At 50.6% G+C, this 12,552-nt stretch carries 13 protein-coding genes; 9 read left to right on the top strand and 4 right to left on the bottom strand.

All coding sequences use genetic code 11. The features are described from left to right. Positions 1-6 precede the first annotated feature (6 nt). Positions 7-951, top strand: coding sequence for an ACP S-malonyltransferase (locus Q7T66_RS05145; RefSeq protein WP_304932237.1), 945 nt, complete (start codon positions 7-9; stop codon positions 949-951). A gap of 111 nt (positions 952-1,062) precedes the next feature. Here Q7T66_RS05145 and rpmG read toward each other — a convergent pair whose 3' ends face one another. The 3 genes from rpmG to radC form a co-directional block, all read right to left on the bottom strand. Further along, positions 1,063-1,230: a 50S ribosomal protein L33 gene (gene rpmG, locus Q7T66_RS05140; RefSeq protein WP_009667251.1), complete on the bottom strand. Its 168-nt coding sequence runs from the start codon at positions 1,228-1,230 to the stop codon at positions 1,063-1,065. Between the two features lie 23 nt (positions 1,231-1,253). Beyond that, positions 1,254-1,490: a 50S ribosomal protein L28 gene (gene rpmB / locus Q7T66_RS05135; protein WP_011871857.1), complete on the bottom strand. Its 237-nt coding sequence runs from the start codon at positions 1,488-1,490 to the stop codon at positions 1,254-1,256. A gap of 259 nt (positions 1,491-1,749) precedes the next feature. Next, positions 1,750-2,424: a DNA repair protein RadC gene (gene radC / locus Q7T66_RS05130; RefSeq protein ID WP_304932235.1), complete on the bottom strand. Its 675-nt coding sequence runs from the start codon at positions 2,422-2,424 to the stop codon at positions 1,750-1,752. Between the two features lie 161 nt (positions 2,425-2,585). Between radC and Q7T66_RS05125 the strand changes: the two genes are divergently transcribed. From Q7T66_RS05125 to Q7T66_RS05090, 8 genes are all read left to right on the top strand, one after another. Continuing rightward, the gene (locus Q7T66_RS05125) at positions 2,586-3,041 is read left to right on the top strand and encodes a peptidylprolyl isomerase (protein ID WP_304932234.1); all 456 of its coding nucleotides are present in this window, start codon (positions 2,586-2,588) and stop codon (positions 3,039-3,041) included. 98 nt (positions 3,042-3,139) lie between these two features. Next, positions 3,140-4,069 carry a 4-hydroxy-3-methylbut-2-enyl diphosphate reductase gene (ispH, locus tag Q7T66_RS05120; RefSeq protein WP_304932233.1) on the top strand — a complete coding sequence of 310 codons (930 nt, stop codon included), beginning with the start codon at positions 3,140-3,142 and terminating at the stop codon, positions 4,067-4,069. 202 nt (positions 4,070-4,271) lie between these two features. Beyond that, on the top strand, positions 4,272-5,201 hold the full coding sequence (locus Q7T66_RS05115) for a branched-chain amino acid ABC transporter permease (RefSeq protein WP_304932232.1): 930 nt from the start codon (positions 4,272-4,274) through the stop codon (positions 5,199-5,201). Between the two features lie 9 nt (positions 5,202-5,210). After that, entirely contained in the window at positions 5,211-6,425 is a 1,215-nt protein-coding gene (locus Q7T66_RS05110; RefSeq protein ID WP_304932231.1) for an ABC transporter ATP-binding protein, read from the top strand. 10 nt (positions 6,426-6,435) lie between these two features. Beyond that, positions 6,436-7,209 carry an ABC transporter ATP-binding protein gene (locus tag Q7T66_RS05105; RefSeq protein WP_304932230.1) on the top strand — a complete coding sequence of 258 codons (774 nt, stop codon included), beginning with the start codon at positions 6,436-6,438 and terminating at the stop codon, positions 7,207-7,209. Further along, a complete protein-coding gene (locus tag Q7T66_RS05100) occupies positions 7,209-7,934 on the top strand; it encodes an ABC transporter ATP-binding protein (RefSeq protein WP_304932229.1) in 726 nt (241 codons plus the stop codon). The genes Q7T66_RS05105 and Q7T66_RS05100 overlap by 1 nt, the downstream gene beginning before the upstream one ends. A gap of 420 nt (positions 7,935-8,354) precedes the next feature. Next, positions 8,355-9,674, top strand: a complete 1,320-nt coding sequence (gene oxlT / locus Q7T66_RS05095) for an oxalate/formate MFS antiporter (RefSeq protein ID WP_304932228.1) — start codon at positions 8,355-8,357, stop codon at positions 9,672-9,674. 191 nt (positions 9,675-9,865) lie between these two features. Next, complete coding sequence (locus tag Q7T66_RS05090) at positions 9,866-11,461, top strand: gamma-glutamyltransferase family protein (protein WP_304932227.1); 1,596 nt, start codon at positions 9,866-9,868, stop codon at positions 11,459-11,461. A 113-nt stretch (positions 11,462-11,574) separates the two neighbouring features. Here the strand turns inward: Q7T66_RS05090 and Q7T66_RS05085 are convergent, their stop codons facing one another. After that, entirely contained in the window at positions 11,575-12,273 is a 699-nt protein-coding gene (locus Q7T66_RS05085; RefSeq protein ID WP_304932225.1) for a GntR family transcriptional regulator, read from the bottom strand. Positions 12,274-12,552: the final 279 nt, after the last annotated feature.

The raw sequence follows: 12,552 nt of genomic DNA, 5'->3' as shown, positions 1-12,552 counted from the left end.
ATTTATATGAGTAGTCGCATTGCAATTTTGTGTTCCGGTCAGGCAGGTCAACATGCCGGCATGTTCAATCTCGCGCGTGAAGATGCGCGTGTAGTGCAGTTGTTGCAGTCATGGCCGCTGGAAGAACTATGCGGACATCCCTTAGAACAAATTTTAGCGGATGACAAACTGCTGTTTGCCAATCCGATTGCGCAGCCACTGGTGGTCGCCGCCATCCTGGCAAATTGGGAGGCGATCAAAACACTGATTCCCAAACCGGTAGTCGTCGCTGGTTACAGCATCGGCGAGCTGGCATCCTGGGCCGTCGCAGGCGCACTCAATGCGGAAGAAGCAATCAGGCTGGCAAGCATGCGCGCGAAATTCCTGCAAGCGTGTATCACCGCCGATCAGCCGCAAGTGATGCTGGCAATTTCACTGTCTCAAACACTGACGCAAATGACCGAGATACAGCCACTGTTGCAGTCACATGGTTTTTATGTCGGGATTGATGTGGCTGAAGATGCGGTGATTGCCGGTGGTTTGTTAAAGCAAGCCGACGCATTGGAGGCAGCACTCAGCAATGCGGGTGGCAAGGTCACGCGTTTGCCGATAGAGATTGCGTCGCATACGCCGTGGATGCAGGCTGCCGTTCAGCCATTTGAACAGGCCGTCGAAGCCAGTAATATCCAGCCTCCCTTGTTCCCCGTGCTGGCAGGAATTTCCGGTGCGCGCTTGCATGATAAAACGGCAGCGGCTGCCAACTTGTCGCGCCAACTGGCTGAGCCGATTCGTTGGCAAGCGTTGATGGATGGTTTGGATGAAGCTGGTGTGACGATGGTGATTGAACTTGGGCCGGGCACAGCGTTGGCCAGAATGTTGAAGGCGCGTCATCCACATATTCAGTGCCGTTCAATTGAAGAGTTCAGATCGCTGGCAGGTTTGAAAAAATGGGTGGAGCAGTATGCAGATTGATGAGCCAACAGCAATAAACTGAAGCAATGAGTTCGTAATAATTCCGACGAAAAATTTGGACGAAAAAAAGCCGCTTCAATGAAGCGGCTTTTTTGTAGAACAAAAAATCGATTACTTGATCTTTGTTTCTTTGTATTCAACGTGCTTACGGACTTTTGGATCAAACTTCATGATCGACATTTTTTCCGGAGTAGTACGCTTGTTTTTGGTAGTCGTGTAGAAGTGACCCGTACCTGCGGTCGATTCCAACTTGATTTTGTCGCGGCCAGATTTCGCCATGATGGTTCCTTATATTCTGCTAGTTAGACTTTTTCGCCACGAGCACGCATGTCGACTAACACGGCATCGATGCCGATTTTGTCGATGACGCGCAGACCGGCGTTGGACAGGCGCAGGGAAACCCAGCGATTTTCCGACTCAACGAAAATGCGGCGATTTTGCAAGTTAGGCAAAAAACGACGTTTCGTTTTGTTGTTTGCATGGGAAACATTGTTGCCGACCATCGGCCCCTTCCCAGTGACTTGGCATACACGTGCCATATTTGTGCTCCTAAAGATTTCCGGAATTGGAAAAAACGTGAGTATAGCCAAAAAATCGAGATTATTCAACGACTTGCGTAAATTAATTGTGTCTTATTGATTAAATAAATTTAACAATTTGAGCATTCCATAATTCACACTCTGTCAAAGCGAAGGCCGCCAAGGCTTTCCGCGCTATCTCCGCATGGGGAAACGACAGTTATTTGGTGGCGCGTTGTTGTGTGAATAAAACCGGCATTGATTAAAACTTAGCCGTCTTCTATAGCTGCCCGTGTTCAGTAAACGAGTAAACATGTTTGCCCGCCACGACAAAATGATCCAGTACGCGCACATCTATCAAGGCCAGCGCCTGCTTCAGTGCTTGCGTCAGGGTGTGATCTGCCGCGCTGGGCTCAGGCGCACCCGAAGGATGATTGTGAGCCAGGATTACGGAAGCGGCATTGTGCGCGAGCGCCACTTTGACTATTTCTCGTGGATAAACAGACGTGTGCGTGAGCGTTCCGCGGAATAGTTCTTCGCAAGCGATCAGTCGATTTTTGACGTCTAAAAACAAAACTGCGAACGACTCGTACGCTTTGCCGCCCAATAACAATTGCAGATATTGCTTCACTGCTTGAGGCGAACTAAGCGTCACGCCAGCCTGCAATTCTTCAGATAGTGAGCGCTTCGCCAGCTCCAGCACTGCTTGCAACTGCGCATATTTTGCCGGGCCCAGTCCGTTTAATTTGGAGAAGTCGTTGAGCGAGGCGGCAAACAAACCGTTCAATGAGCCAAAGTGTTGCACCATATCGCGCGCTAGATCGACCGCACTTTTGCCAGCCACACCGACCCGCAGGAACACTGCCAGCAACTCGGAGTCAGACAAAATCGCAGCACCATGCTTGATCAAGCGCTCGCGTGGGCGCTGTTCTTCCGGCCAGTCGGTAATCGCCATATTGCTTTCTCAGAGAGTGGGGAATGCTGGATACATGGCGCTAGCTGCGCCTGCGTTTGTTTTAATTTGTTTTATTCTTCAGCAGTCCCGCATGGCCGAATGCTTAACGCAGTCTGGCAACGTAGCTTAAAATAGCGGCTACTGTGCAATACGGAATTTTAATGTCAAATTTACCACATCCTGTTGTTACCGAAACCGCCTATTTGACGCTGCACTATCGTCTGGCATCGGTCACCGGCACCAATATTGTCAGCACGTTTGCGGATAATCCTGCCACGCTGCAAATGGGCAAGGGACAGTTGGCGCCTTTTCTGGAAGCGTGTCTGATCGGTTTGGAAGAGGGCGTGCATCAGACCTTTGAGCTACCGCCTGAGCGCGCATTCGGTCCGCGCAATCCAGAACTGATTCGCCCTGTGTCTATCGCCACGTTGGAACAGAATTCCGGCCCGACCGAAGATTACGCAATTGGTGATTTGGTGGAATTTGCAGCGCCTGGCGGTGGTCAGTTTGCCGGCGTATTACGTGAGATCAATCATGAAAACGCCGTGTTTGATTTTAATCATCCTCTGGCAGGCCAATCGCTGCAGTTTGAAGTCAAAATCATCGGCATAATGTAAGGCACTAAAAAATACTTAGAGGCGAGATGCGCTTTGTCTCGCTGGCATCACTGATTTATACAAGCTGGCACACAGCTGCAGGGCATCAAAGGATAAAGATGGAAACGGAAATTTTACTGGCTCAACCACGCGGCTTTTGCGCTGGTGTTGATCGTGCGATTGAAATCGTCGAACGTGCGCTGACCGAGTTCGGCGCGCCGATTTATGTGCGACACGAAATCGTACATAACGCCTATGTCGTTTCTGATTTGCGTAACAAGGGCGCTATCTTCATCGAAGAGTTGGCAGATGTCCCTGCCGGCAACACAGTGGTGTTTTCTGCGCATGGTGTTTCGAAAGCAGTGCAGGCAGAAGCTGAGCAACGTGGTTTGCGCGTGTTCGACGCGACTTGTCCGCTGGTCACCAAAGTCCACATCGAAGTAGAAAAAATGCGCCGCGACGGTCGCGAGATTGTCATGATCGGCCACGATGGTCATCCTGAAGTTGAAGGCACGATGGGGCAGACCGAAGACGGTATGCATCTGGTCGAAACAGTCGACGATGTAGAAAAGCTGCAGGTCAAGAATCCGGATCTGATCTCTTACGTCACGCAAACGACTTTGTCGATTGATGACACAGCCGATGTCATTGCTGCGCTGAAAAGCAGATTCCCAAATATCTCCGAGCCGAAAAAAGCTGACATCTGCTACGCGACAACTAACCGCCAGGAAGCGGTCAAGTTCATGGCGCCGCAAGTTGATGTGGTGATTGTGGTCGGTAGCCCCAACAGTTCCAATTCCAATCGCTTGCGTGAAGTCGCCCGTAAGAAAAATGTACCTGCCTATATGGTCGATAACGCATCGCAGATCGATCCTGATTGGGTGCAAGGCAAGTTGCGCATTGGCTTGACGGCTGGCGCGTCGGCACCAGAAGTATTGGTACAAGCCGTCATCGACAAGTTGAAAGAGTATGGCGCGAAGAGTGTGCGCACCTTGGAAGGCGTGGAAGAGCACGTAATTTTCCCGCTGCCTAAGGGTTTGAAGCGCTAATTGCATGACAGTCTGATTTGCGGCACCCATGATGGGGTGCCGTTTTTATTTGGCGGGAACGATTATTGCGATGCAGGTATCGCAGTCATGGTTTGAAATGCCGTAGTAAAACGCTGGCAGCAATACGCGAAGCAAGATTTCAATCATCGTCGACGTAATCAGTCGGCAAATACTGATACACGATTCAGGAGAGCAAGCATCCATGGATACTTTTATCCAGCAAATCATCAACGGCCTGGTGCTGGGCAGCATGTATGCGCTAGTCGCGCTCGGCTACACGATGGTGTATGGCGTCCTCAACCTGATCAACTTTGCGCATGGCGACGTCTTGATGATAGGCGCGATGGCGGGCCTGACAATACTCAAGATGGTCAACACAGTCGCGCCGGATTTGCCCGGCATCGTCAAATTGATGATCGCGATTCTCGGTGCGATTCCGGTCTGTGTTGCGGTCAATGTATTGATCGAACGCGTCGCTTACAGACGCTTGCGCAATGCGCCGCGTCTCGCCCCTTTGATCACCGCGATCGGCGTGTCCATATTGCTGCAAACGTTTGCCATGATGATCTGGGGCCGAAGCCCGATTCCTTTTCCACAAGTGATGCCGGGTGAATCGCTGCACATCATGGGCGCACTGATTTCTCCGGTGCAGGTGATGTTGCTGGTACTCGCTGCGATTGCTATGGGCTTGCTAGTGTTATTGATTGAAAAAACCAAGATGGGTCGCGCAATGCGCGCAACCGCAGAGAATCCGCGCGTCGCCGGGTTGATGGGCGTGGATTCCAATCGCGTCATCGTGATGACTTTTGTGATCGGCGCAACACTCGCCGCGATTGCGGGCGTGATGTGGGCTGCCAATTATTCATCGGCACAATTTGCGATGGGATTTGTACCTGGCTTGAAAGCGTTTTCAGCTGCAGTGTTGGGCGGTATCGGCAATATCTATGGCGCAATGCTCGGTGGTATTTTGCTGGGCTTGATTGAAAGTCTGGGCGCAGGTTATATCGGCGATTTGACTGGCGGTTTTCTCGGCAGTCATTACCAGGATATCTTTGCCTTCGTCGTCCTCATCATTGTGCTAACGCTAAGGCCGTCCGGCATCATGGGCGAACGCGTGCCGGATCGGGCGTAAGGGTCAATCATGTCCAATTACTTCGACGTTAAAAACAATCCGCGCAAAGCCTATTCCGGCTTGCTCCTCATCCTGGCGATTGCGCTGGTCTTCCCATTCATCGCGCAAAATTTCGGCAACTCATGGGTGCGCATCATGGACTTCGCGCTGCTCTACATCATGCTGGCACTGGGCTTGAATGTCGTAGTAGGAATGGCAGGTCTGCTCGATCTAGGTTATATCGCATTCTATGCAATCGGCGCGTATTTGACGGCCTTATTGGCATCGCCGCAATTTGCAGTCGTGCTGGAATCTTTCGTTAATCAATATCCGGCGATAGGCGCGACGTTGATGTGGATTTTCGGTCCGGAGATTGCACAGAACGGCATTCATTTATCGTTGTGGGTGATCGTGCCATTGGCAGCATTAGTGGCTGGATTTTTCGGCGCACTGCTAGGCGCACCCACGCTGAAATTACGAGGTGATTATCTTGCCATCGTTACTTTGGGATTTGGCGAAATCATCCGCATCTTCATGAATAACCTGAATGGTCCGGTCAATATTACCAACGGTCCGCAAGGTATCAACCTGATTGATCCAATTCGTATTTTTGGCGTATCGCTGAACGGGGAAGAAGGATCAGCATCGACTGTCATGCTAGGCAATTACGCGATGCCATCGGTGAATGCCTATTACTTTTTATTCCTGGCTTTATGTATCGCGATTATTTTCATCTCGGTACGTTTGCAGAACTCGCGTTTGGGTCGCGCCTTTGTCGCGATTCGTGAAGATGAAATCGCGGCGAAAGCGATGGGCATCAATACACGCAACGTCAAATTACTGGCCTTCGCAATGGGCGCATCTTTCGGTGGTGTGGCCGGTGCGATGTTCGCGTCGTTCCAGGGTTTTGTATCGCCCGAATCTTTCTCTTTGACCGAATCGATCGCGGTATTGGCGATGGTTGTACTAGGCGGCATGGGACACATTCCCGGCGTGGTACTTGGTGGAATTTTGCTGGCCGCCTTGCCAGAGATTCTGCGTCACGTGGTCGAACCATTGCAGCAATCCTTGTTCGGCGAAGTGTTGGTCGATGCAGAAATCCTGCGTCAATTGTTATACGGCTTTGCGATGGTATTGATCATGCTGATACGTCCGGCTGGTTTGTGGCCAGCGCCAAAGAGCGAAGACCGTCCAACCTCGGATACCGACACTGCGGCGAAATCCACAGATGTCGTCGCGGTGTGAGGGAGAAATGATGAACAGCCCACAAACCATTCTCAACATCGCAAATGTCAGCAAGCGCTTCGGCGGCTTGCAAGCGCTAACCGACGTCAACGTCAAGATCATGCAAGGTCAGATCTATGGTTTGATCGGACCCAACGGCGCAGGTAAAACAACGTTCTTCAATGTGATTACCGGTTTGTATCAAGCTGATACGGGCAGTTTTGAATTAGCTGGAAAGCCGTATTCGCCATCCGCTCCGCATGAAGTTGCGAAGGCAGGCATCGCACGTACCTTTCAAAACATTCGCTTGTTTGGCGAGATGAACGCGCTGGAAAACGTCATGGTTGGCCGTCATGTGCGCACCCATCAGGGTTTGTTTGGCGCAGTCTTCCATCACAAGGCAGCACGCCGCGAAGAAGCTGAAATTCGTATGCGTGCAATGGAGTTGCTCGATTTCGTCGGCATCGCAAAATTTGCCGAGCGCACGGCACGTCATTTGTCGTACGGCGATCAACGCCGTCTGGAAATCGCACGCGCCTTGGCAACCGATCCGCAATTGCTGGCATTGGATGAACCGGCGGCAGGGATGAACGCCACCGAAAAGCTGGGTCTGCGGGAATTGCTGGTGAAGATCAAGGCAGAAGGCAAAACCATTTTGTTAATCGAACATGACGTCAAATTGGTCATGGGTTTATGCGATCGCATTACGGTGCTGGATTACGGCAAGCCGATTGCCGAAGGTATACCTGCTGACGTGCAAAAAAATCCAGCAGTGATAGAAGCTTATTTGGGAGGCGGCCAATAATGGCTGATAACGTACTTAAAATCACCGGCTTGAAAGTCGCGTATGGCGGCATTCAAGCAGTTAAAGGCGTCGATCTCGAAGTCAACAAGGGCGAGCTGATTACCCTGATCGGTGCCAATGGCGCTGGCAAAACGACGATTTTGAAAGCGATAACAGGTACCTTGCCGGATTGCCGCGTCGAAGGTCATATCGAATATGCTGGTCATCCAATCAAGGGCTTGCATTCGTTTGAGCTGGTCAGGAAAAAACTGGCGATGGTGCCGGAAGGGCGCGGCGTTTTTACGCGCATGTCCATCCACGAAAATTTATTGATGGGCGCTTTCACGCGTAATGATCAGGCAGAGATTGATGCCGATATCGAAAAATGGTTTAGCGTTTTCCCTCGCTTGAAAGAACGTGCAGCGCAAATGGCCGGCACCTTGTCTGGCGGTGAGCAGCAAATGTTGGCGATGGCGCGTGCCTTGATGAGTCACCCGGAATTGTTGTTGCTGGATGAACCGTCGATGGGCTTATCTCCGATCATGGTTGAAAAGATTTTTGAAGTTATCCGGTCCGTGTCTGATCAAGGCATCACGGTTTTGCTGGTGGAGCAGAACGCGAAGTTGGCATTGCAAGCTGCGAATCGCGCGTATGTGATGGAATCGGGCTTGGTCACCATGCAGGGCGATGCACAACAGATGTTGAATGATCCCAAAGTGAAAGAAGCCTATTTGGGTGAGGGCTGATCGCGGTATTCGATTTTTCTACTGCCCGATGCGGGCAGACAGCGCGGTTCCTCTCTTATTTTGTTATCTAATGTTGGGGCGAATCAGCTAAATTTTGCATCTGGCTCGCCTCCATTGATCATTTCACGCACCAAAAACGGGCGCCGTGCGCTTCGCCTCTACCTCTTTCCCCGGCAAATCATTCACTGACATGTTACTAAGTGTGCGGTGGTACTTCTGCGTTCCACTGGCTAATTGGCATCAAGTTTGCTTAAGTTGAAATAGATGAAGATGTTTCGTATTTTTGTAAAAAGACATCACTGATTTGCTAAATCCTTGACAGTTGTAATTACTGAGCTTAACTTACGATTAAAACTGACATGTCAGTAAAAGACATGCGTAAATTGAGTTTGATTTCGATAATTACACTGGAGACAAATAATGAATCAATTAAATACTTCCACTGCTAGCGATAGCAGAGCCAGATGGTGGCAATTATTTTTCGGCATAGTGGCGATGATGGCCATTTCCAGCCCGCAGTATGTGTGGGCACTGTTCACGACTGAACTGACGGCATCGCTGGGCGCAACACTGACAGAGGTTCAGATCACGTTTGCAATCTTGATTGTCGCGCAGACTTTCCTATCGCCATTCCAGGGTTATCTGGTTGATAAATTTGGCCCGCGCATGTTGCTGTCTGCAGGTGCGATTTTGACGGCGCTTAGTTGGATCTTGGCTTCTACGGTATCCAGCGTATGGGGTTTGTATTTGACCTACGGTTTGTTGGGTGGCGTTGGCACTGGCATTATTTATGTTGGTGTAGTCGGCTTGATGGTGCAATGGTTTCCGGATAAGCGCGGCTTCGCTGTCGGCATGGTTGCGGCCGGTTATGGCTTTGGCGCGATCCTGACAACCTTTGCTATTTCATCCCATATTAAATCGGCGGGCGTATCCAATACGCTGATGCTGTTCGGTTTGATCATCGGCATTGTTGGCTTCCTGGCTGCACAAGGCATGCGTCGTCCAAAGCCGGAAGAAATTGCCGAGCTGAGCATTCGTCATCAAGCGAGTAATCCGAATCGCGATACTGGTCACGGTTACGAGCCGGCGCAAATGCTGAAGAAGCCAGTGTTCTGGTTGATGTTCATCATGATGACCATGATGTCGACATCGGGTCTGATGGTGATTTCACAAATGGGTGCATTCGCCAAGGATTTTGGCGTACATGACGCAATGGTGTTTGGCATGGCGGCCTTGCCACTAGCATTGACGATTGATAGATTTGCGAATGGTTTGACCCGTCCCTTCTTCGGCTGGGTGTCTGATCGCATCGGCCGTGAAAATACAATGTTCATCGCTTTCGGTATGGAAGGCGTAGCCATGACTTTGTGGTTGATGACTACTGACAATCCTGTGTTGTTCGTGCTGTTGTCGGGTGTGGTGTTCTTTGGTTGGGGTGAAATTTTTTCGCTGTTCCCATCGATCCTGACCGATACCTTTGGCACCAAGCATGCAACCACCAACTACGGCTTTCTGTATATGGCGCAAGGCGTGGGTTCTGTATTGGGTGGGCCGCTGGCGGCAATGATGCATGAGGCAACTGGCTCTTGGACACCAGTGTTCGCAACGGTTATCTGCATGGACTTCTTCACCGCGTTTTTGGCTATCGTTATTTTGAAACCTATGCGCCGCAAGTTTCTAGCGCAGACCAAGCAGCAGGTTTTGGATAGCGAAAACTCAGCTTTACCTGCTTACAAGTAGGTGAAAGCATTACAGTAACGGCTTCAAGAGATTTAAATAAAAGGAATTGTCGCGATCGCTGTATGCGGCAATTCCATTAATAAATCGAAGGCAAGATTTGGTTAAGTTTGTAATTAGAGGTTTGAGATCAAGACTGAACAAATCGAATCAATTAAAGAAAACTAATACCCGGATTTAATACAAAGGTTTTTATGCAAAATACTACCTACGCAACACGCGGCATGGCTGTTGCGCCGCATTCTCTTGCTGCTCAGGCTGCACAGTCGGTATTGCAAGAAGGCGGCAATGCGCTTGAGGCTATGATTGCCGCGGCATCGACGATTGCAGTTGTTTATCCGCATATGAACGGGATAGGCGGCGACAGTTTTTGGGTGATGTCTGAACCTGGTAAGCCAGTGTTGGCGATCGAGGCTTGCGGTGTTGCTGGTGCTGATGTGTCTACGGATTTTTATGCAAGCCGCAAGCTGGATGCGATTCCTGTGCGCGGGCCGTTGGCTGCGAATACCACTGCCGGCACTATAGGCGGCTGGCAACAAGCTTTGGATCTGGCGGGAAGTTGGGGCGGCACGTTGCCGTTGCCACGTTTGCTGGCCGACGCTATTCACTACGCAGAAGACGGCATACCAGTGACGCCATCGCAGTATGCAAGCACATCAGCTAAACATGCAGAGTTGCTGGCGCAGCCGGGATTTGCCAATACGTTTTTGGTAAAAGGAAAAGCGCCACTTGCAGGTACTCGCTTCAAGCAAGCACGCATGGCGACAACTTTGCGTACGTTGGCACGCGACGGCCTAGACAGTTTTTATCGTGGTGAACTCGCACAACACATTGCCGCGGATCTGGCGGCTGTCAGTAGTCCGATTACATTGCAGGATCTGAATGCTTATCGCGCGCGTACGGTTGCGCCGGTTCATCTGAAGCACAGTCTGGGCGATGTCTATAACTCGGCGCCGCCAACGCAAGGCGTAGTGTCGCTGATCATCATCGGGATTCTGGATCGCTTGAATCTGGCGCAGTACGAAGCAGACAGTTTGGAATATGTGCATCTGGTCGTCGAAGCGACCAAGCAGGCGTTTGCGATTCGCGACAAGTACGTGACCGATCCTGCGTACATGACGATTGATCCGCAAGAATGTTTGACCGACGAATTTCTGGCGCCTTATGTTGCGGCGATACGCGTCAATCAGGCTTTGCCGTGGGGGCAAGGCAAAGGTCCCGGCGACACAATCTGGATGGGCGTGATCGATGGTGAAGGACGCGCAGTGTCTTTCATTCAAAGTATTTATCACGAGTTCGGTAGCGGTGTTGTGCTAGAAAAAACCGGCATCAATTGGCAAAACCGTGGCTGTTCTTTCTCGCTGGATCCTAATCATTTGAACGCATTGTTGCCGGGTAAAAAACCGTTCCACACATTGAATCCTGCGCTCGCTCGTTTCAACGATGGTCGCACGATGGTGTATGGCACGATGGGTGGTGACGGTCAGCCGCAAACGCAAGCTGCGGTATTCACGCGTTACGCTGTATTCGGTCAGGCGGTGCAGCAGGCGATCACCGCTCCGCGCTGGTTACTTGGTCGTACCTGGGGCCAGAGCTCGGATTCACTTAAAGTTGAAAATCGTTTTTCGCCAGAGATCGTGGCTGGCTTGCAGGCGCTGGGTCATGAGGTTGATGTGATCGCTGCGTTTGACGAAATGGTCGGCCATGCTGGCGCGATTGTGCGCAATCCTGATGGTATCTTCGAAGGCGGTTTTGATCCGCGCAGCAATGGGATTGTTGCGGGTTTCTGATCGATGGGGAAGTCGATTTGAAAATAAACGTCCAACGACTGATCCCGTTTGATCCTGTTTCTGGAAGCAAGTTTACGGCGACAGTGATGTCGCCGTTTTTTCGTTTATTTGTTTTACAGCCCGCCCATGAATTGCAGCGTTTTGCGCGTGTATTCTTCAACGTAATCGATCAAGCGATCGGACGCTTCACGCGCACCAGCTTCATCGTTGGCGGCAATCGCGCGTGCGATACGTGCATGTAAATTTGATACACGTGCCAAGTCGCCGAAGCGTTTGAAATGCAAATACCAGAAACGACGGGTTTGCGCTTCGATCGGGCCGATGGCGTAGGACACGTATTTGTTTTGCGCAGTCTCTATGCAGAGACTGTTGAAGTCTCTATCGGTTTCGATAAAGATCGCACCGTCATTGGTTTCCGCAGCGCGGTCAAAGCCTTCCGCCAGCTTCAGAAAAACCGCACGCTGATCTTCCATCGCCAGACGTGCAGCGCGACCGGCGATGATTTTTTCTAGTTCGCGTCGGACTTCGATCATGTTCAATTGATCAGCTAAATCGATTTCAGAAACGATCACACCAGAGCGCGGCATGATTTTTACGTTGCCTTCGATAGCTAGACGCTGCAGCGCTTCACGCAAAGGTGTGCGGCCAAAACCTAGCGAACGGTTCAAGGCTTTTTCAGAAATCTTGCTGCCTGGCGGAAGTTTGAGCGTGACGATCATTTCTTCCAGGATGCGATAAGCCATCTGTGCCTGGTTCTCGCCATTGCCTTCCATTTCAGACTGCAATGCTTTTACTTGTTCTTCTGTGATCATCGCTCTACCTTTGAGATAACGCTTTTTGCCCCGCACTATTTAGTAGCGGTTTGCTAATTATTTGTTGATTATACGATCCGCCTGCGCTGCCCTGGAATAATCCGTTTAGGGTGCTTGATACAAAGTAAATATAAACAAAATCATTACAAGCAAAAACAGCGCCTGCGATCAAGTGAGTATTTCACGCATAACGTGGAGCTAGCGCCGATGGCATAATTCTGCGAAGCGCATTTTCACTGAATTAATGAATTATTTTTATAAAACCATAGATTGAGAAAA

The organism is Herminiimonas sp. (genome assembly GCF_030655415.1).
Note: the sequence above shows the minus strand (reverse complement) of the source record. Positions and strands in the feature narration are given on the sequence as shown.

Bases quoted from the DNA above. Each gene is read 5' to 3' on its own strand.
- Q7T66_RS05145 (WP_304932237.1), top strand. From the start codon at position 7: ATGAGTAGTCGCATTGCAATTTTGTGTTCCGGTCAGGCAGGTCAACAT.
- rpmG (WP_009667251.1), bottom strand. From the start codon at position 1,230: ATGGCGAAATCTGGCCGCGACAAAATCAAGTTGGAATCGACCGCAGGT.
- rpmB (WP_011871857.1), bottom strand. From the start codon at position 1,490: ATGGCACGTGTATGCCAAGTCACTGGGAAGGGGCCGATGGTCGGCAAC.
- radC (WP_304932235.1), bottom strand. From the start codon at position 2,424: ATGGCGATTACCGACTGGCCGGAAGAACAGCGCCCACGCGAGCGCTTG.
- Q7T66_RS05125 (WP_304932234.1), top strand. From the start codon at position 2,586: ATGTCAAATTTACCACATCCTGTTGTTACCGAAACCGCCTATTTGACG.
- ispH (WP_304932233.1), top strand. From the start codon at position 3,140: ATGGAAACGGAAATTTTACTGGCTCAACCACGCGGCTTTTGCGCTGGT.
- Q7T66_RS05115 (WP_304932232.1), top strand. From the start codon at position 4,272: ATGGATACTTTTATCCAGCAAATCATCAACGGCCTGGTGCTGGGCAGC.
- Q7T66_RS05110 (WP_304932231.1), top strand. From the start codon at position 5,211: ATGTCCAATTACTTCGACGTTAAAAACAATCCGCGCAAAGCCTATTCC.
- Q7T66_RS05105 (WP_304932230.1), top strand. From the start codon at position 6,436: ATGAACAGCCCACAAACCATTCTCAACATCGCAAATGTCAGCAAGCGC.
- Q7T66_RS05100 (WP_304932229.1), top strand. From the start codon at position 7,209: ATGGCTGATAACGTACTTAAAATCACCGGCTTGAAAGTCGCGTATGGC.
- oxlT (WP_304932228.1), top strand. From the start codon at position 8,355: ATGAATCAATTAAATACTTCCACTGCTAGCGATAGCAGAGCCAGATGG.
- Q7T66_RS05090 (WP_304932227.1), top strand. From the start codon at position 9,866: ATGCAAAATACTACCTACGCAACACGCGGCATGGCTGTTGCGCCGCAT.
- Q7T66_RS05085 (WP_304932225.1), bottom strand. From the start codon at position 12,273: ATGATCACAGAAGAACAAGTAAAAGCATTGCAGTCTGAAATGGAAGGC.